General features: G+C 65.9%; 17 protein-coding genes. 9 read left to right on the forward strand and 8 right to left on the reverse strand.

Annotation, left to right across the window (positions count from 1 at the left end; genetic code table 11):
• Positions 1-44: 44 nt before the first annotated feature.
• From AABF56_RS29040 to AABF56_RS29060, 5 genes are all read right to left on the reverse strand, one after another.
• Entirely contained in the window at positions 45-740 is a 696-nt protein-coding gene (locus AABF56_RS29040) for a GntR family transcriptional regulator (protein ID WP_272808604.1), read from the reverse strand.
• A 50-nt stretch (positions 741-790) separates the two neighbouring features.
• Entirely contained in the window at positions 791-1,540 is a 750-nt protein-coding gene (locus AABF56_RS29045; protein ID WP_272808603.1) for an amino acid ABC transporter ATP-binding protein, read from the reverse strand.
• A 1-nt stretch (position 1,541) separates the two neighbouring features.
• Entirely contained in the window at positions 1,542-2,648 is a 1,107-nt protein-coding gene (locus AABF56_RS29050; RefSeq protein ID WP_272808602.1) for an amino acid ABC transporter permease, read from the reverse strand.
• Entirely contained in the window at positions 2,645-3,502 is an 858-nt protein-coding gene (locus AABF56_RS29055) for an ABC transporter substrate-binding protein (protein WP_272808601.1), read from the reverse strand. Before AABF56_RS29055 ends, AABF56_RS29050 begins: the two co-directional genes overlap by 4 nt.
• 80 nt (positions 3,503-3,582) lie before the next feature.
• Positions 3,583-4,323, reverse strand: a complete 741-nt coding sequence (locus AABF56_RS29060) for an acetoacetate decarboxylase family protein (protein WP_272808600.1) — start codon at positions 4,321-4,323, stop codon at positions 3,583-3,585.
• A 276-nt stretch (positions 4,324-4,599) separates the two neighbouring features.
• Here AABF56_RS29060 and AABF56_RS29065 point away from each other — a divergent pair, with 276 nt between their 5' ends.
• Positions 4,600-5,364 (forward strand): acetoacetate decarboxylase family protein, encoded by a 765-nt coding sequence (locus tag AABF56_RS29065; protein WP_272808599.1) that lies wholly within the window; start codon positions 4,600-4,602, stop codon positions 5,362-5,364.
• A gap of 16 nt (positions 5,365-5,380) precedes the next feature.
• Complete coding sequence (gene proC / locus AABF56_RS29070) at positions 5,381-6,202, forward strand: pyrroline-5-carboxylate reductase (RefSeq protein WP_272808769.1); 822 nt, start codon at positions 5,381-5,383, stop codon at positions 6,200-6,202.
• A gap of 50 nt (positions 6,203-6,252) precedes the next feature.
• On the opposite strand, the gene AABF56_RS29075 is transcribed toward proC, so the two are convergent.
• The 3 genes from AABF56_RS29075 to AABF56_RS29085 form a co-directional block, all read right to left on the reverse strand.
• Positions 6,253-7,281, reverse strand: coding sequence for an amino acid ABC transporter substrate-binding protein (locus AABF56_RS29075; protein WP_443021246.1), 1,029 nt, complete (start codon positions 7,279-7,281; stop codon positions 6,253-6,255).
• A 189-nt stretch (positions 7,282-7,470) separates the two neighbouring features.
• Complete coding sequence (locus tag AABF56_RS29080) at positions 7,471-8,259, reverse strand: IclR family transcriptional regulator (RefSeq protein ID WP_272808598.1); 789 nt, start codon at positions 8,257-8,259, stop codon at positions 7,471-7,473.
• A gap of 96 nt (positions 8,260-8,355) precedes the next feature.
• Positions 8,356-9,504 (reverse strand): alpha-hydroxy acid oxidase, encoded by a 1,149-nt coding sequence (locus AABF56_RS29085; RefSeq protein ID WP_272808597.1) that lies wholly within the window; start codon positions 9,502-9,504, stop codon positions 8,356-8,358.
• A 221-nt stretch (positions 9,505-9,725) separates the two neighbouring features.
• Between AABF56_RS29085 and AABF56_RS29090 the strand changes: the two genes are divergently transcribed.
• The 7 genes from AABF56_RS29090 to hemC all read left to right on the forward strand — a co-directional run bounded on the left by AABF56_RS29090 (position 9,726) and on the right by hemC (position 18,218).
• Entirely contained in the window at positions 9,726-11,156 is a 1,431-nt protein-coding gene (locus AABF56_RS29090; protein ID WP_272808596.1) for an FAD-binding oxidoreductase, read from the forward strand.
• Between the two features lie 71 nt (positions 11,157-11,227).
• On the forward strand, positions 11,228-12,310 hold the full coding sequence (locus tag AABF56_RS29095) for an ABC transporter substrate-binding protein (RefSeq protein ID WP_244768626.1): 1,083 nt from the start codon (positions 11,228-11,230) through the stop codon (positions 12,308-12,310).
• A gap of 74 nt (positions 12,311-12,384) precedes the next feature.
• Positions 12,385-13,485 carry an ABC transporter ATP-binding protein gene (locus AABF56_RS29100; protein ID WP_272808595.1) on the forward strand — a complete coding sequence of 367 codons (1,101 nt, stop codon included), beginning with the start codon at positions 12,385-12,387 and terminating at the stop codon, positions 13,483-13,485.
• 4 nt (positions 13,486-13,489) lie between these two features.
• A complete protein-coding gene (locus AABF56_RS29105; RefSeq protein WP_272808594.1) occupies positions 13,490-15,259 on the forward strand; it encodes an ABC transporter permease subunit in 1,770 nt (589 codons plus the stop codon).
• 68 nt (positions 15,260-15,327) lie between these two features.
• Positions 15,328-16,233 carry a 4-hydroxy-tetrahydrodipicolinate synthase gene (gene dapA / locus AABF56_RS29110; protein ID WP_272808593.1) on the forward strand — a complete coding sequence of 302 codons (906 nt, stop codon included), beginning with the start codon at positions 15,328-15,330 and terminating at the stop codon, positions 16,231-16,233.
• Between the two features lie 95 nt (positions 16,234-16,328).
• Positions 16,329-17,168 carry an IclR family transcriptional regulator gene (locus AABF56_RS29115; RefSeq protein WP_272808592.1) on the forward strand — a complete coding sequence of 280 codons (840 nt, stop codon included), beginning with the start codon at positions 16,329-16,331 and terminating at the stop codon, positions 17,166-17,168.
• A gap of 117 nt (positions 17,169-17,285) precedes the next feature.
• Positions 17,286-18,218, forward strand: a complete 933-nt coding sequence (gene hemC / locus AABF56_RS29120) for a hydroxymethylbilane synthase (protein WP_272808591.1) — start codon at positions 17,286-17,288, stop codon at positions 18,216-18,218.
• Positions 18,219-18,272 lie beyond the last annotated feature (54 nt).

An 18,272-nucleotide genomic window follows, 5' to 3' on the forward strand; every position in this document is an offset into this window, starting at 1 on the left:
TGTAACCCGGCCTCCCGGCAACGGCAAGCCCGCCCGGGCCGCGATCAGCCGGCGCTCTTGAACAGGAGATCGCGCACGCGGTCGGAATCATGGGCGACATGTGCCCGCATCAGGCCGCGCGCCGCCTCGCTGTCGCCGCCGAGGATGGCGACGGCGAGCGGCCGGTGATCGACCGCTTCGGGGCTCTGCGAAGGTGCGCTCTGGTTGCAGAAATACCAGAGTCGGAGAGCGAGATTGAAGTTCTGCGTCAGCATCGCGGCAAGATAGTCGTTACGCGCCATGCGGTAGATGCGACGATGGAACTCGGCGTCCCCGGCGATCTGGAGCGAGATGTCGCGCTCCTCCACCAGCTTTTCGGCGAATTTCATCAGCGATTGACGCTCCTGCGTCGTCGCGCGCACGGCCGCAAGCGAGGCCGCCAGCCCCTCGATCTCCAGCCGGATCTCCTTGATCGACTGCTGGTCCCGCAGGCCGATATCGGCGGCGAAGATGCCGCGCCGGGGGTAGATCACCACAAGATGCTCGCCCTCCAGCCGCCGCAGCGCCTCGCGGATCGGCGCAAGCCCGATATCCAGCTCGGCGGTCAGTTCCCGCTCGTTGAGCGGCTGCAGGGGCTGGTAATGCAGGCGCACCAGCCGGTCGAGCAGGATGCCGTATACCTTGTCGCTGAAGCGCTCCTCCGATTTGGCCGCCTTGTCGCTGTCCGGCAGCATGGCCGCACCCGCCGCGATGGTCGTCATGACATGTCCTTCACTGCCTGCCCGGCAGGCGCCCCGCGCCCGCCTTCACCTCATAGCCGTCCTGCGGCCGTCACCCGGCGCAGGAAGGATTGCGTCGCCGCCTCGCGCGGCGCGCCGAACACCTGCTCGGGCGGACCTTCTTCCAGGATCCGGCCCTTGTAGAGAAAGCATACTTTATCCGAGATTTCCCGCGCAAAACTCATCTCGTGCGTCGTGAGTAGCATCGTCATGCCCTGCCGCGCCAGATCGCGCACCAGATCGAGCACCTCCATCACCAGTTCGGGATCGAGCGCCGAGGTGATCTCGTCGAGCAGCAGCACCTCCGGCTGCATGATCATGGTGCGGGCGATGGCGACGCGCTGCTGCTGGCCGCCGGAAAGCTGGTCGGGAAAGGCCTTCGCCTTGTCGCGCATGCCGACGCGCTCCAGCATGGCGAGCGCCCGCGCCTCCGCCTCCTCCCGGCCGCAGGCGCCGGTGATGACCGGCGCGACCGTGCAGTTGCCGAGCACCGACATGTGGGGAAAGAGGTTGTAGCTCTGGAACACCATGCCGACGCGCCGGCGCAGCGCCACGTGGTCGATGCCGAGGCCGGAGATCACCTCGCCGTCGAGCCGGATCTCGCCCTGCTGGATGTCCTCCAGCCCGTTGAGGCAGCGCAGCAGCGTCGACTTGCCCGAGCCGGAGGCACCGATCAGCGAGACGACCGAATGGCGCGGGATATCGAGGTCGATGCCGTCGATGACGCGGAAGGTGCCGTAGGACTTGCCGATGCCCTCAAGTTCGATCAGCGGCCTTGCCATCTCAGCGGCCCTCCTTGGTGTCGGCGCGGGCGACGAGGTAGTCGACCAGCCGGGTCTGCGGAATGGTGATGGCGATGAAGAGGATGCAGACCACCGTGACGGACGAGAGATTGTAGTAGTTGGCCGAATAGATCTTGGCCTGGGTGAAGGCATCGACGATGCCGACGATGTTCACCAGCGCCGTATCCTTCTGCAGCGCGATGAAATTGCCGAGCATGGGGCCGGCGATGCGGCGCATGGCCTGCGGCAGCACGATGAGGCGCAGCACTGCGCCGGGCGGGATGCCGAGCGACTGGGCGGCGGAGATCTGGCTGTGATGGATGCCCTTGAGGCCGGCGCGGAACTGCTCGCCGTTATAGGCGGCATAGGTCAGGGACAGCGCGACGATGGCGTAGAGCATCGGATCGCCGTCGCTGAGCACGGGAATGCCCATCAGCGGCACGCCGAAGCAGACGAGATAGATGATGACGATGGCCGGCAGGCTGCGGAAGATATCGACATAGAAGATGCAGACGCCGCGCACCAGCGCGAAGCTCGATCCCTGCAACGAACGGCCGATGGCGAGCAGCAGGCCGAGCAGCATGGAGAGGACCTGCGCGGCGACGGCGATCGTGAGGTTCGCGCCGAAGGCCTTGGTGACGTCGACAAGGCTCGCCAGGATGACGTCGCCGCGCAGAAAGGTCTTGTAGACCACCGCATCGTTGATCGTCAGGAAGGTCGCGACCGCGAGCACGGGCAAAAGGAACAGGCCGAGCCCCATCGCCGTGAAGGCATGGTGGCGGGCATGGGCCGCCTCGACACGCGCTGCGACGGGAACGCCCCCGCGCCAAGCCTCGGCCGAAAGGCGCCGCGCCCGCAACGCGCGGCTCATGGGGATGCCAAGCGCGAAGGCCACGGCGAGCGCGGCCGCAATCGCGCCGGCAAGCCGCATGCTCTCGCCGGCAAGCGTCGCGACGCTGCCGCCGGCAAGAAAGGCGATACCGATCGAAGCCGTGGCCAGCGCCGCGGCGAAGGCAAGGGGCCAGCCCATCGGAAGCGGGGGCGTCTGGTGCGCCCCCTCCCTCGTTCCCGACAGCGCCGGCGCGTCGATGCTCTTCGTCACCGTCATTCGGTCGTCCACTCCTCGATGCTGGAGACCGGCGCACCGAGGATCGGCGCGAGCCACTTGACCTCGATCGCCGCGAGCGAGCCGTCGGCGCGCATGTCGGCGAGGATCGCATCGGTGGGCGCGACATTGGCGGAGCCCTTGGGGAAGAGGATCGCGACGTCCCCGCCGATCGGATAGCGGCCGAACACCTTCAGCGCGCCGTTCGAGGCGGTGGCGCGCGGCAGCGCCGTTTCCGTATCGGCCAGCGCCGCGTCGATCTGGTTGGCCATCAGCGCCGCCCACATATCGTCGTTCGACTGGAAGATGCGCAGGTCCCCGGTCGGCTTCAGCTTCTCGCGCACGAATTTCTCCTGCACCGAGCCGAGCAGCACGCCGATGCGCTTGGCGCCCAGTGTCTTGGCCGTCACGTCGCTGCCGGCCTTGGCGATCACGCCGGTATCGGTGAAGCGGTAGCTGCCGGAGAAATCGACCGACTTCTTGCGCTCGTCGGTGGGGAAGAGATCCCAGATCGACATGTCGAAATCGGACGCCTTGCCCGTTACGAGGGACTCGAACGAGGCGTTCTTGACGACGATCTTGCCGATGCCGCCACGGCTGGCGATCTCCGCGCCGAGGCAATAGAGATAGCCGCCGTCGATGGTTTCCGGCGTGTTGCCCTGGTAGGCCTGCGGCGAGGGCAGCGGCACGGCGATGGTCAGCACGCCCTCGTGGGCCGGGCTCAACGCGTGCTTGGCGGCGCCTTCCTTCAATTCGCAACGGCCGAACGCCGCCGTTTCGGCCTTTGCCGGCAGCGCTGCCGCCAGCACGGCGAAGACGGCCGAGGCCAGGAGTGTCTTGGTGGATACCTTGCTCATGTCGTGATTCCCCTTTTTGGTCGAGCTTTATCGGGTATCGGCGCCGGATCCGCAAAACCGGATCCGGCGCCGCAAATGCGTCAAACGAGCGACGCGACGACGGTCGGCACGCCGTTTTCCGGCGTCGAGGCGAAATCGCCCACCGTATATTCGGCGCCGAGCACCTCGGCGATCCGCAGCCGTTCCCCGCCAACCGAAATCGTCGGGCCGAGGGAAACGCGGCCGCGACCGACCTTGCGCTCCGTCAGCTTGTAGTCCTTGATGGTGTTGCGGCTGATGATGTCGAAGGTCTGGAAACCCGGCCCGTTGACCTCAGGCACGGCACGCACCTGGTAGTGCGGGAAGAGGCGCAGGTCCGCCCAGGCCTCGCGGCTGACCGAGGGGTCGAAATCCACCGCGATCTCGAACATGACGTCGTCGTAGAGCGAGGTCTTGCCGCGCATGCCGGTCGCCGTCTCCTCCAGTTCGATCCGGGCGAAATGCTTGGGATACCCCCACAGCTCCCGCCCGCCGGCGACGGTCGTGTGCTTGTCCTCGTATTCGAAATAGTAGGTGCCGCCGACATGCTCGCCGTATCGGACCGGCAGGATGACCGCGGCGTCGAAATAGGTGCGGCCGGAATTGTTGCCGAAATCGGCGATGGAGACGACGAAGCGGTCATCCGCCAGCTCGAAGGGCAGCGGGTCCAGAAGGCGCTCCATCTGCGCGCGCTCGCCCCGGCAATAGACCGAGAGCGTCTTCAGGCCGGGGCAGGCATAGGTGACGTTTCCCGGGCCGAAGCGCAGGAAATTCCAGAATTGCAGGGGGTCGTACGGTTTCATGTCGCTCACAGCCGTTCAAAATTTCATTGCACTGACATTTCAGATCAATTTTGAAATTCTGTCAAGCGAACTTCCCGCCAAGCCGCTCGAACTCTTCATATCTCACTGATCAGAATACATTATTTCGATTCCCGGCAGGAAATAAGGCTTGGGATTTACGCTCTTCCAAGTGCTGGTAGCCGCGGAAATCGCTTGACGACACGAAAGTCCCCTATATCAAATTCATATAAATGAATTTTGCAGAATATTTCTTCACGCACCGCTAAGAGGACCGCCATGAATCGCATCCCCCTTCAGAACGGCAACAACATGCCGCTCCAGGCTCCCCTGATTCCCGATCCGTTCGTGCCCTACGAATGCCCCGGCAACCGCAGCCTCAACGCGATCTGCCGGGGCGATCCGGCCATCCTCGGCCAGTATTTGGAAAACACGCCCTTCACGCTGAACGGCGACCGGTTCCTCGTCTACGTTTCCGACTTCACCAACTGCCGCAAGGCGCCCTTCATGGATGCGGGCATCGTCATTCCGGTCCGCTTCGGCGAGCGCGAGGGCGGCTATTTCCTCTTTGAATACGAGGACAACGACGCCGCCATTGCCGCCGGCCGCGACCTCTGGGGCTATCCGAAAAAATTCGGCACGATCACGCTGGAGGAGAAGGACGGCGGCGCGAGCGCGCGCGTCGTGCGCCACGGCGTGCCGCTCATCACCATCGACTGCCGTTTCGACGGGACGGAGACGGAGCCGCTGAAGACCACGCCGCATCTCAACATCCACATCCAGCCCGCGCCGGACGGCACGATCCTCAACAAGCGGGTGATCGCCCGCGACACCTCGCCGGATTTCCGCCTGACCTCCTGCCGCTGGGGCTCGGCGGCGGTGTCGCTCGGTTCGCTTCCCACCGATCCGATCGGCCCGCTCGGCCCCGTGACAGTGCTGGCCGCCAGCTATGTCGTCGGCGATTTCTTTGCCACGGAAGAGAACGGCTGGGGCAAGACCATTGCCGATCTTGTGGTCAACGGCGTTCCGACGACGGAGGCCTGACATGGACGACAATACCATGAGCGGCCCGCTGTTGCTGGTCGGATGCGGCAATATGGGCCGCGCGATGCTGCGGGGCTGGCTGGACGCGGGCTTCACCCGCGCCGACGCGGTTCATGTCGTCGAGCCGGCCGGTACGCTGCGCGAGGAGGCCGGTGTGCTCGGGGTCAGGACCCATGTCTCGACGGAAACGCTCGAACCCGGCTTCAAGGCCGCGCTCGCGATATTCGCCGTCAAGCCGCAGGCCATGGCCGCAGCACTGCCGGCCTATCGGCCGCATGTGGCCGAGGGTGTCACCGTGAGCATCGCCGCCGGCATTCCACTGGCCTCCATCGCCGCCGGCCTCGGCGAGGTTGCGATCGTCCGGGCCATGCCGAACACGCCGGCGGCCATCGGCAAGGGCTCCATCGTCCTTTGCGCGAACGAACGGGCGAGCGCGGCGCAGGTCGCGAGTGTAACGCGGCTTTTGTCGGCGAACGGGACGGTGCACCGGGTGGAAAGCGAAGCGGCGATCGACGCGGCGACCGCCATTTCCGGCTCCGGTCCCGCCTATGTCTTCCATTTCATCGAATGCCTCGCCGACGCCGGCGTAAACCTGGGCCTTCCCGCTCCCCTCGCCCTGGCCCTTGCAAGGGAAACGGTCGAGGGAGCCAGCGCCCTGGCCATGGCGACGGGCACGCCGCCGTCCGACCTGCGCCGGCAGGTCACCAGCCCCGGCGGCACGACGGAGGCGGCTTTGACCGTCCTGATGGGGGACGAGGGGCTGCGGGACGTGATGCGCAAGGCGGCGGTGGCGGCGCATCGGCGCGCGGTCGAACTGGCCGGGACGACATCCGCCTGAAAGCCGGACGCTGCCGGAGGCGGTCGCCCGCCTCCGGCGATCATAGGCGTTCAGCGCACGGGCATGGCGTATTGCAGGCCGTGGTCGGTCCACAGCCCGTTCAGGCCGCGGGCGATCTTGAGCGGGCTGCCCGAGCCGATATTGCGGTCGAACACTTCGCCGTAATTGCCGACGGCCTTGACGATGCGCACCACCCAGTCCTCGGTCAGGCCGAGGTCGGTGCCCAGCTTCGCGTCGGCTTCCATGCCGAGCAGGCGCTTGACCTCCGGATTGGGCGAGGTCTTCATCTCATCGACATTGGCCTGGGTGATGCCGAACTCCTCGGCCTGCACCATGGCGAAATGCGTCCACTTCACGATGTTGAACCAGCGGTCGTCGCCCTGGCGCACGACGGGGCCGAGCGGCTCCTTCGAGATGATCTCCGGCAGGACCGCATGTTCGGCCGGGGCCGACAGCGACAAGCGGGCGCTGTAGAGGTTCGACTGGTCGTCGGAATAGACGTCGCAGCGGCCGCTGTCATAGGCGGACTTGGCCTCCTCGATCTTCTCGAAGACCAGCGGGGAATATTCCAGGTTGTTCGCCTTGAAATAGTCGGCAAGGTTCAGTTCCGTCGTCGTGCCGGCCAGCAGGCAGATCGTCGCGCCGGAAAGGCCGAGCGCGGAGGTCACGTCGGGCATCTTCTTGCTGTTGATGAGAAAGCCCTGGCCGTCGTAATAGGTCACCGCCCCGAAGAGGAAGCCGAGGCTCGCTTCGCGGCTCAGCACCCAGGTCGTCTGGCGCGACAGGATGTCGATCTCGCCGGATTGAAGCGCCGGAAAGCGGTCCTTCGCCGAAAGCGGCGTGAACTGCACCTTCGTCGGATCGCCCAGCACGGCGGCGGCGACAGCCCGGCAGAGGTCGACGTCGAAGCCTTCCCACTCGCCCTTCTCATCCGGCGCGGAGAAACCGGCATTGCCGGTGGTCACACCGCATTTGAGAATACCATTGGTTTTGACGTCCTCCAGCGTGCCCGCCGAGGCAACACCCGCCACAGCCAGCACCGCCCAGCAGGCAGCGCCCCACATCGCGATTTTCTTCACAGCGCAGTTCCCTTGTTGTCCTGGATTTTCGGTTCATGGGCGCTTTCGCACGCCCTCTCCTCACACACTGATCGTATAACAAATCAGGTAAATTACAATCCATTTCTTTATAATTACATTGTAATTAATAATGCGCGATAGAATCCTTCCTTCTTGAGCCATTCATCGCAAAAAAGAGAAAAAGCGCCGTCAGTTTCCGGCGAGTTCGCCGGCAAGATTGTCGACCACGCTGACGAGCAGGTCGCACGCCTGGGCATGCACCTCCTCAACGCTCGTCGTGCCGCTGAAATAGGAAAGGCCGATCGCCGCAACGTCGCCGGTCGCCGGATCGGTGAAGCCGCAGGCGAGCGTGATGTCGCTCGCCATGTCCTCCTCCACGCCAAAGGCGTAGCGTTGCGCGCGGGTCTCGCCGATGCGCTCCAGGATCCTGTCGGTCTGCCAGACCGTGTTCGGCATGACAGGCCTGAGGTCGCTGCGTGCCAGCACGTCCCGCACCTCGTCGTCCGGCAACCGGGCGAGCATGGCGATGCCCGTCGCCGTGCAATAGGCGGGCAGGCGCGCGCGCACGCCGAGCTTGTTGCCGAGCATGTCCACGGTCGTGTGCCGCTGCACGAAGACCGTCTCCGTGCCGTCGAGCATGGTGAGATTGACGGAGGCCTGCGTCTTGCGGCGCAGGAGCGAGATATAGGGCGCGACCGCCTCGACGATGCGGTTCGTCTCGGCAAAGCGCATGCCGATGTCCTGACAGCGCAGCGACAGCCGGTATTCGCCGGAGCCGGGCGTCTTTTCGAGGTAGCCGAGACGCCACAGCGTATGGGCGGCGCGCTGCGCGGCGCTCTTCTCAAGGCCCGTCACCCGGGAGATCTCGGAAAAACCCATGCTGCGGTGCGGACGGTCGAACGCCTCCAGCACGCGGAACGCCTTGACGACGCTGCCCACCAGCAGGTGATCGTCCGTATCCTTCTTCTCTTCCGCCATGCGTCCATCCACTCCCGTTCCGTCCGGCCGCCGACAATGCCCGCCCGCCGGCACCGCGTCGAGGGGACGAGGCCAGATAGATGTGAACGACGGATATTATGGCCGCCAGATCGCATCGCGCGTGATCTCCGACAGGCGCGAGCGTCCCGTGAAGGCCATGCAATGGTCGAGTTCCTCGGCGAGGATGTCGATCACGCCCTTCGCGCCCTTTTCGCCGCCCACCGCCGTTCCATAGAGGGTCGCGCGGCCGACGAGCACGGCGTCGGCGCCCGAGGCGATGTATTTGACGATGTCGCTGCCGCGGCGGATGCCGCTGTCGGCAAGGATCGTCATGCGCCCTCCGACCGCATCGGCGATCTTCGGCAGGGCGTCGAGCGCCATCGGGGCGGAATCGAGATTGCGTCCGCCATGGCACGAGACGACGACGCCATCGGCCCCGAGCGACAGCGCGCGTTCGGCATCGGCCGGGGAGAGCACGCCCTTGAGGATGAGGTTGCCGTCCCATTCTTTGCGCACCTCGGCGAAATCGTCCCAGGTCAGCCGCCGCGCCAGCTTGACATTGTCCCAGACGGCGGCGCGCGTGATGCTGGTGCGGTATTCCGGCGGATAATGCGCATAGGTCGGCACGCCCGTCGTCAGCACGTAGCGTGCCATCACGGCGAGCGACCAGCGCGGATGGGTGAGAAGATCGAGCCCGCCGGCCAGCGACGGCTTGATTGGGATGCCGAAGCCGTTGCGGGTGTTCCACTCCTTCTTCGGCGAGCGGGGCGTATCGGCGGTGAAGAGCAGGTTGCGGATGCCGAGGGCCTTGGCGCGCCGCAGGAGGTCACGCGTCAGCCCGCGATCCTCGAAGACATAGAGCTGGAACCAGAGATTGGCGCCTTCAGCGCCGGCCGCGATATCCTCCATGGAGGTCATCGACTGCGTCGCCACGCAGAAGGGAATGCCCGCCGCCCGCGCGGCGCGGGCAAGCTGCACCTCGCCGTCGTGCCAGACGAGACCCGCGACGGCCGTCGGCGAGATGATGACCGGCAGCGGCAGCGTCTCCCCGAAGATCACCGTCGAGGTATCGGGCGCGGAGACGTCGTTGAGAACGTGCTGATTGAGCCGGGTCGCGTCGAGGGCGCTGCGGATGCCCCTGAGGCCGACCTCATCCTCCGTTCCGCGGTCGATATATTCGAACATGCCGCGGGGAAGCCGCCTTTTTGCGGCCAGGCGGTAATCGGCGACGTTGAGCGGCTTCATGGTTCACCAGGGTTTCGGGCTGCATCAGATATAATCACAATGCAATTCATATGGATTTCAATACGATTTCTTGCGCGTACCTGTCAACGCAAAATCGAATCGCGCCACGATCGTTTTCCGCCTCGTTTTCGGAAAGCCGAGTCGGCGTCTTGTCAGGCCGGCAATTATCGTCTATCGTATTTCAATTATTATAATCGAAATGCAATCACTTGGGAAGACCAATGACCAAGACCCTGATTGAAGAGCTCACGGACCTCATCGGCGCCGACGCGGTGTTGACCGACGAGGCGGCGATGGCCTTCGCGACGGAGGACTGGCGCAGCCGGTATCGGGGCAAGGCGCTGTGCGTCGCCCGCCCCGCCGATGCCGCAGAGGTCGCCGGCATCGTCGCCTGCTGCGCGCGGCATGGGGTGCCGGTTCTCCCCCAGGCCGGCAATACGGGCCTCGTCGGCGGCTCGGTTCCGGCGGCCGAAGGCCCCGCGCCGGTGATCGTCGCGCTGGAGCGCCTGCGCCGCATCCGCAAGGTCGATCCGGTCAACAACACGATGGAAGTGGAAGCGGGCTGCGTGCTCGCCAATGTGCAGGAGGCGGCGCGCGCGGCGGGCCGCTACTATCCCGTCAGCCTTGGCGCGGAAGGCTCCTGCCAGATCGGCGGCACCATCGCCACCAATGCCGGCGGCACCTCGGTGCTGCGCTACGGCAATACGCGCGAGAACGTGCTCGGCCTCGAAGCCGTGCTGCCGGACGGCACCGTCTGGTCGAACATGACGGCGCTCCGCAAGAACAATACCGGCTACGACCTGAAACATCTCTTCATCGGCTCGGAAGGCACGCTCGGCATTGTCACCGCCGCCGTTCTGAAGCTGCATCCGCTGCCGACGCGCCACGCCGTCGCCTGGGCCGGCCTTGCCGATCCCGAGGCCGCCGTGCGGCTGCTGACGCGGGTGCAGGAGCAGGGCGGCGCAAAACTCTCCGGCTTCGAGCTGATGAACCGCAAGCAGCTCGACCTCGTGGTGCGCCATGTGCCGCAGCGCCGCTCGCCGCTGGAGGCCGCGCACGACTGGCACCTCCTGATCGAGCTTTCCGACACCGGTGGCGAAGACGACCTCGACGCCGCCCTTGAAGGTCTTCTCGCCCGGGCGTTCGAAGACGGTCTGGTGACGGATGCCGTGATCGCCGCAAGCGAAGGCCAGCGTGCAGCCATGTGGGAACTGCGCCACAGCGTTTCGGAAGCCAACAAGAAGGGCGGCGTCGGCCTCACCACCGACTGCGCCGTGCCCGTTTCCGCCACAGCCGACTTCATCCGCGAGGCAGGTGCCGCTGTGAAGGCACTCGCGCCGGAGGCCGAACTGGTCATCGTCGGCCATATGGGCGACGGCAACGTCCACTTCATTCCCTTCTTCAACTTCGACCAGTGGGATAAGCTGGAGGATCGCGACGCGCTGGCCGAGACGATCCGCCATGCCGTCAACGATGCCGCCCATGCGCTCGGCGGCACGTTCAGCGCCGAGCACGGCGTCGGACAGGTCTCGCTGAAGGAAATGGCCCGCTACAAGAGCCCCGCGGACCTTGCGCTCATGCGCGCCGTCAAAGCTGCCCTGGACCCCAAGGGGTTGTTCAATCCGGGCCGCCTCATTCCGCCGGACGCCTGATCCAGCGGCGACAATGCCACACCGGCGGCCATGCCGGTTCCGACAATCAACAGCGAAAGAGGAGAACTGAAATGAGCATTCTGAACCAGGGCTGGTCGCGCCGCCGGCTTCTCAAGACCACCGCCATCGCGGGTGCGGCGCTGGCCGCCCCTGCCATCTGGACGCCCTCGCGCGCTGAGGGCAAGCGTATCGTCGTGCGCGACGACGGCGGCATCTATACCAAGGCCTACGGCGCCGTCTTCTACGGCCCGTTCCAGGAGGCGACGGGCATCGAGGTCGTCGGCGTGCAGGCCAATGCCGAGCCGACCGCGCAGATCCGCTCGATGGTCGATGCCGGCGCCTATACCTGGGACATGGCCAAGATCAGCCAGCCGGCCATCCTCATGCTGACCTCCGGCGACAAGAAATACCTGGAGCCGCACGGCCTCGAAAGCGATCCCGTCATCGCCACAATGCCCAAGCAGTACATGTCGGAATACGGCGTCGGCAACAATGTCTACACCACCGTCCTCGCCTATCGCTCGGATGCCTTCGAGGGCCGCGAGGCGCCGAAATCCTGGGCCGATTTCTTCAATGTCGAAGGTTTCGAGGGCCGCCGGGCGCTGCGCAAACATCCCTTCGACACGATCGAGCAGGCGCTATTGGCCGATGGCGTCGCCACCAAGGACGTCTATCCCTGCGACATCGACCGCGCCTTCAAGAAGCTCGACACGATCAAGCAGAACATCGACGTCTTCTGGACCAGCGGTGCGCAGGTGGAGCAGATGCTGACCTCCGGCGAGGTCGACCTCATCCCGACCTGGGTCTCGCGCGCCCAGTCCGCCCGGGCCGGCGGCGCGCCTGTCGAGATCGTCTGGGACCAGAACATCTGGGGCCTCGACAGCTGGTCGATCCTCGCCGGCACGCCCAACGCCGACGCCTGCCGCGAGTTCATCAAGTTCGCCTCCGACGCCAAGCGTCAGGCCGCGCTGATGGAATATTTTGCCGCCGGCGTCACCCAGCCGGCCGCCTTCGACCTGATCGACCCGAAGGTCGCACAGGATTCGCCGACCTTCCCGAAGAACATCGAGAGCGGGGTGCAGATCGACGCCAAGTACTGGCTCGACAACCAGGCTGCCGTCATCGAGCGCTACAACAGCTGGCTGCTCACCTGATCCGCTGATCCGTATCCGGGGGCTCGCGCACGGCGTGGGCCCCGCCCCTCTCTCTCTTTTCAGCAGGGCACCCCATGTCGTCATCCAGCCTGACCGTGCAGAAACTCTCCAAACGCTACGGGGATTTCGTCGCACTCGCCGAGACGGACCTCGTCGTCGCAGAGGGCGAATTCCTCACCTTGCTCGGGCCGTCCGGCTCGGGAAAAACGACGCTCCTCAGCCTCGTCGCGGGCCTGGCGCGGCCAGACGGCGGCGCGGTGCTGATCGGCAGCGACGACGTGACCTACAGCGCGCCGCACCTGCGCGACATCGGCGTCGTCTTCCAGAACTATGCGCTCTTCCCGCACATGACCATCCTGGAAAACATCGCCTTCCCGCTGAAGATGCGCAAGGTCGAGGCCGGAGAAGCCCGCCGCCGCGCGCAGGAGGCGCTGGAGATGATCCGCCTGCCGCATATCGCGCAGCGCTATCCCAAGGAGCTTTCGGGCGGCCAGCAGCAGCGCGTGGCACTGGCCCGCTGCATGGTCTACCGGCCCTCGATCATCCTGATGGACGAGCCGCTCGGCGCGCTCGACAAGAAGCTGCGCGAGCACATGCAGCTCGAGATAAAGCGTATCCACCGGGAGCTGGGCGCGACGATCATCTACGTCACCCACGACCAGGAAGAGGCGATGACCATGTCGGATCGCATCTGCCTGATGAATTCCGGCCGGATCGAGCAGCTCGGCACGCCGGGCGACCTTTATTTCCGCCCCGAGACCCTCTTCGTCGCCGACTTCCTCGGCGAATCGAACCTCCTGCCGGCAAAGGTCGAGGCGGTCGAGGGCGGGGAGATCGCCGTGGCCATCGGCGCCGGTGCCGTCAAGGGCCGCGCGCTCGCCGACGGCCGGCTCGCGCCGGGCGCGGCCGTGCACATCATGATCCGCCCGCAGAACCTTTCCATCGCCCCGGCGGGCGAGGCGGACGGCGCAAGGCTGCAGGCGACCGTCACCGACGTCATGGTGACGGGCAGCCTCACCAAGGTCTACATGAAGGCCGCCGAAGAGGAGCTTCCCGATCTCGTCGCCGCCTTCCCGACCCGTGCGAGCGGCGAGACCTTCCGCATGGGCGACCGCGTGGCGCTTGCCTGGCACGGCACGGACGCCGTGGCGATCCCGGAAAGCGCGAGGACCTGAGCCGATGAGCGCCGCTTCCAACCGCACCCGCTCCGCGCCCATGCCGGACTGGATCAAGAACTGGCTGATGATCGCGCCGCTCCTGCTGCTGCTCGTCGGCTTCCTGGTCTATCCCGTCGGCAAGCTCCTCTCGCTCAGCTTCGTCGATGCGGAGGGCTTTTCGCTCGCCGCCTACAGGCAGCTCTTCGCCTCCGATCTCTATCTCCGGGTCCTCTGGATCACGCTGAAGATCTCGCTGATCACCACGCTGCTTTCCGTGGCGCTCGCCTATCCGGTCGCCTACCTGATCTCGACGGCCAGCCCGCGCATGAAGGGCCGGCTGATCTTCCTGGTGCTCCTCTCCTTCTGGACGAGCTTCCTGGTGCGCGCCTTCGCCTGGGTGGTGATCCTCGGCCGTAACGGCGTCGTCAACCAGTTCCTGCTGTCGATCGGCGTCATCGACCGGCCGGCCAACCTCATCTACAGCCTCGGCGCGGTCCTCGTCGGCATGGTCCACGCCATGCTGCCGCTCGCCGTCATGACCATGCTCGCCGTGATGGAGAACATCGACCGCAACCTGCCGCGCGCCGCCTCGACGCTCGGCGCCCGCCCCGGCGCAGCCTTCTGGACGATCTATTTCCCGCTCTCGATGCCGGGCGTCGCCGCCGCCGCCATCATGGTCTTCGTCACCGCCATCGGCTTCTTCATCGTACCGGCCCTGCTCGGCAGCCGGTTCGAGACGATGATCACCCAGCTCATCATCGACCAGGTGCAGCAGACGCTGAACTGGGGCCTTGCCGGCGCCATCTCCGTGCTGCTTCTCGTCGTGGTGCTGATCGTCTTCATCCTCTACGACCGGGTGTTCGGCTTCGCATCGCTGACGGGCGAAAGCCCCGCCGGCACCACCAACCGCGACACGGCAGCCCGCCGCGCCGGGGCGAAGATACTGACCATGGTGGGCGATGCCAGCGACGGGCTGATCGGCCTCTTTCCCGGCAGCGGCAAGAGCACCGACGCCGGCAAGACGCCCTGGCCTTTGACCGTCTTCGTCTGGACGATCCTCGTGCTCATCAGCGTTCCCGCCTTCCTGATGGTGCCGATCTCCTTCAGCCAGGCCGGTCTCAACTGGCCGCCCTCCGGCTTCACCACGGAATGGTATGCGCAGATGTGGAACACGCCGGTCTGGACGCAGGCGCTCTGGCGCTCGCTGACGGTGGCGCTGGGCACCGGCATCCTGTCGATGCTGATCGGCGTTCCCGCCGCCTTCCTCCTTGCCCGCGCCAATATCCGCGGCAAGGCGGCGCTGCTCGCCTTCGTGCTGTCGCCCATCGTCGCCCCGCGCATCATCATCGCCGTCGGCCTGTTCTATGTCTTCGCGGAACTGAACCTCGTCGGCACCTCGCTGGGCCTCATCATCGGCCATACGGTCGTCTGCGTTCCCTATGTGGTGATGACCATGGTGGCCGTGCTGCGCAATTACGACACGCGGCTCGACCTTGCGGCCCAGAGCCTCGGCGCGAGCCCGGCGAAGAGCCTCTATTACGTGACCTTCCCGATCCTCGCGGCAGGCATGTTCTCGGCCTTCCTCTTCGCCTTCGCCACTTCCTTCGATGAGCTGACCATCGCGCTCTTCTCGTCCGGCGGCCTCAGCGCCACGCTGCCCAAGCAGTTCTGGGACGAGGTGACCTTGCAGGTCTCGCCGGTCATCGCGGCGGTCTCCACCTGCCTGCTCGTCTTCATCTCGGTGCTGATCTTCACCGCCGACCGCATGCGCCAGCGCAGCCTCGCCCGCTGATCTCATTGCAGGGCGGCTCGCAGCCGGGCCGCCTTCACCCTCCCGCCGTTTGAAAGAAAGGAATTTCCATGCTCGACTCTACAGGCCTTCACGGCATCCTTCCGGCGATCGTCACGCCGGTCGAGGCCGACGATACGATCGACGTCAAGGCGACCGACGCGCTGTTTGCCTGGCTGAAGCAGCAGGGCATCGACGGCGTCGTGCCGCTCGGCGGCACCGGCGAATACGGCGCCGTGTCGCGCCGCGAGCGCAATCGCTTCGTGGAAATGAGCGCCAAGGCCATGGCCGGTGCGGGTCCGGTCATCCCCGGCGTGCTCGACACCGGCTTCCACGACGCGCTCGATGCCGGCAAGGATTTCGCCGCCGCCGGCGCGGACGCCCTCCTCGTCATCACGCCCTATTACACCAACCCGACGCAGGCCGGCATCCGCGACTATTTCCTGCGCTATGCCGACAATTCTCCGCTGCCGATCCTGATCTATGAGATCCCCTACCGCACCCGCATCGCCATCGATCCCGAAGTGCTGCACGAGCTGTCGCGCCATGAGCGCATCATCGGCATGAAGGCCTGCAACACGGACATGTATCATTACCTGCGCGTCGTCGCTGGCGTCGATCCGTCCTTCACGGTGCTGAGCGGCGAGGATTCGCTGTTCCCGCTGCATGTCACGGCCGGCGCAAAGGGCGGCATCGTGGTGACCGCCAACCTGCTGCCCCGCACCTGGCGGCGTCTGTTCGATCTCGCCTCCTCCGGCAAGACGCAGGAAGCGCTGGCGCTGCACCGCGAGCTGATCCCGCTGATGAACCTCGCCTTCGCCGAGACCAATCCCGGCCCGATGAAATCGGTGATGGACATGATCGGCATCGACGCGCCGCGCACGCTGATGCCGTTGCGCCAGCCGAAGGACGAACTGCGCAACGCCTTGCGCGCGGAATATGCCCGCCTGCTCGAACGCCTCGAAAAGGCCGCGTGACAGGTTTTCCGCGCCGGTGGACAACGGATATGGCTGGGTTTACAGCCATATCCGAAACGGAAGGTCCGACAGGACGGCGAGAACGGAAGACCAGCATGTCACGCAAGGCCGACATCCCGGCGACACAGGAAGAGACGAAGGACGACGGCGGCGATCCGAAGCGGTCCTCGCTGTTCGTGGGCTCGTCGGAGAAGATGTTCCGCATCCTGCACGCCTTCGACGGCCCGGCCCGGCAGATGCCGCTTTCCGACATCGCCAAGGCGGCGGGGCTCGACCGCAGCGCCGCCCAGCGGCTGGTCTATACGCTCGAAACGCTCGGCTACCTGCGCCGGGCGCACAACAGCCGCAACTATGCCCTGACCTCGCGGGTCCTGCAATTCGCCTACAACTACCTGCATGCCCATGAGGTCTTGCACAAGGCGGCCCCCTATCTCCTGCAGATCAGCCGCGGCGTCGGCGAGACCGCCAACCTGCAGGAACTCGACGGGCCCGAGATCGTCTATGTCGGCCGTTTTCCCGGCCAGCATCTCGTCAATGTCGACATCATGGTGGGAAGCCGCCTGCCGGCACTCTTCACGGCATCGGGAACCGTCATCCTGTCCCGCCGCACCGCCGCCGAGCGGGACGAGGTCTTCGCCCAGACGGACCTGCGCCCGCTGACGCCCGCCACGGTGACCGACGAGGGCCTGCTGCGCGCGCGCATCCAGGAGGCGGCCGAAAAAGGCTACGCCATCGTCGCCAACGAGACGGTGATGGGGGATATTTCCGTCGCCGCCGCCATCACCGACGACCATGGCCAGGCCGTCGCCGCCGTCAATATCGCCGCGCCCACCACCCGCTGGACCGTCGAGCGCGTCGAGGCCGAGCTTGCCCATCACGTCCAGGTGGCGGCGACCTCCATCTCCATGACGAAATTCACCCTCTTCACACCGTGACCGACCGCGCGGTATAGGCCGCAGGCTGGCAGGAATGGCGGTCGTACGGGATCGAGATCAGCCCTTCGAGATCGGCGGTGCGTTGCACACAAAATTCAGCAATGATAATCAAGCGACATGACACAGAACGCGTCCTTGAAGATCGGCACCCGGGGTTCGCCTCTGGCACTTACGCAGGCCATCGAAGCCCGGTCGCTGCTCATGGCCGCCCACGGCCTGCCCGAAGAAGCGTTCGAGATCGTCGTCATCAAGACCACCGCCGACCGGATCCAGGATCGCGCCCTGCGCGACGTCGGTGGAAAAGGTCTTTTCACCCGGGAAATCGAGGATGCGCTGCTCGACGGCACCATCGACATGGCCGTGCACTGCGTCAAGGACGTGCCGGTCGAGCGGCCGGAGGGCCTGGCGCTCGGCTGTCACCTGGTCCGCGAGGACCCGCGCGACGCCTTCGTTTCCGCCCGCTGGGAAAGCCTGTGGGACCTGCCCGAGGGCGCGGTCGTCGGCACGTCGAGCGTCCGGCGGCGCGCCCAGCTTCTCCATCGCCGGCCCGACCTGGCGATCGTCGACTTCCGCGGCAATGTCGAGACCCGGCTGAAGAAGCTGGAGGACGGTGTGGCCGTGGCGACGCTTCTCGCCGTGGCCGGCCTCAACCGGCTGCACATGTCCGGCGCCGTCGGGCGGCCGATCGACACGGGCGACATGCTGCCGGCCGTCGGTCAGGGCGCGCTGACCATCGAGCGGCGCGCGGACGACGCCCATGTCGCCGAACTGCTTGCGCCGCTCGACGATGCGGCGACCGGCTGTCAGATGGCCGCCGAGCGCGCCTTCCTCGCCGTGCTCGACGGATCGTGCCAGACGCCGATCGCCGGCCTCTCCGAGATCATCGGGGACCGTATTCACCTTCGCGGCGAGATCCTTCGCCTCGACGGCTCCGAGGTGATCTCGGCCTCCGGCGAGGCGGATGTCGCGGACGCCGCCGAACTTGGCCGCAGGCTGGCCCGGCAATTGCTCGACCAGGCCCCGAGCGACTTCCTGGTGAAGACCCTCTGAATGACGAAAGGCCACGTCCGGCGGGCGCGGCCTTTCCATAGGGATCACCCCGAG

The sequence above is a fragment of the Shinella sp. WSC3-e genome, assembly GCF_945994535.1.
In the GTDB taxonomy this organism is placed as follows: domain Bacteria; phylum Pseudomonadota; class Alphaproteobacteria; order Rhizobiales; family Rhizobiaceae; genus Shinella; species Shinella yambaruensis.

Excerpts from the sequence above, each read along its gene's own strand:
- proC (WP_272808769.1), top strand. The coding sequence starts at position 5,381 with ATGAGCGGCCCGCTGTTGCTGGTCGGATGCGGCAATATGGGCCGCGCG.
- AABF56_RS29105 (WP_272808594.1), top strand. The coding sequence starts at position 13,490 with ATGAGCGCCGCTTCCAACCGCACCCGCTCCGCGCCCATGCCGGACTGG.
- AABF56_RS29060 (WP_272808600.1), bottom strand. The coding sequence starts at position 4,323 with ATGAAACCGTACGACCCCCTGCAATTCTGGAATTTCCTGCGCTTCGGC.
- hemC (WP_272808591.1), top strand. The coding sequence starts at position 17,286 with ATGACACAGAACGCGTCCTTGAAGATCGGCACCCGGGGTTCGCCTCTG.
- dapA (WP_272808593.1), top strand. The coding sequence starts at position 15,328 with ATGCTCGACTCTACAGGCCTTCACGGCATCCTTCCGGCGATCGTCACG.
- AABF56_RS29115 (WP_272808592.1), top strand. The coding sequence starts at position 16,329 with ATGTCACGCAAGGCCGACATCCCGGCGACACAGGAAGAGACGAAGGAC.
- AABF56_RS29040 (WP_272808604.1), bottom strand. The coding sequence starts at position 740 with ATGACGACCATCGCGGCGGGTGCGGCCATGCTGCCGGACAGCGACAAG.
- AABF56_RS29095 (WP_244768626.1), top strand. The coding sequence starts at position 11,228 with ATGAGCATTCTGAACCAGGGCTGGTCGCGCCGCCGGCTTCTCAAGACC.
- AABF56_RS29080 (WP_272808598.1), bottom strand. The coding sequence starts at position 8,259 with ATGGCGGAAGAGAAGAAGGATACGGACGATCACCTGCTGGTGGGCAGC.
- AABF56_RS29045 (WP_272808603.1), bottom strand. The coding sequence starts at position 1,540 with ATGGCAAGGCCGCTGATCGAACTTGAGGGCATCGGCAAGTCCTACGGC.
- AABF56_RS29100 (WP_272808595.1), top strand. The coding sequence starts at position 12,385 with ATGTCGTCATCCAGCCTGACCGTGCAGAAACTCTCCAAACGCTACGGG.
- AABF56_RS29050 (WP_272808602.1), bottom strand. The coding sequence starts at position 2,648 with ATGACGGTGACGAAGAGCATCGACGCGCCGGCGCTGTCGGGAACGAGG.
- AABF56_RS29090 (WP_272808596.1), top strand. The coding sequence starts at position 9,726 with ATGACCAAGACCCTGATTGAAGAGCTCACGGACCTCATCGGCGCCGAC.
- AABF56_RS29055 (WP_272808601.1), bottom strand. The coding sequence starts at position 3,502 with ATGAGCAAGGTATCCACCAAGACACTCCTGGCCTCGGCCGTCTTCGCC.
- AABF56_RS29085 (WP_272808597.1), bottom strand. The coding sequence starts at position 9,504 with ATGAAGCCGCTCAACGTCGCCGATTACCGCCTGGCCGCAAAAAGGCGG.
- AABF56_RS29065 (WP_272808599.1), top strand. The coding sequence starts at position 4,600 with ATGAATCGCATCCCCCTTCAGAACGGCAACAACATGCCGCTCCAGGCT.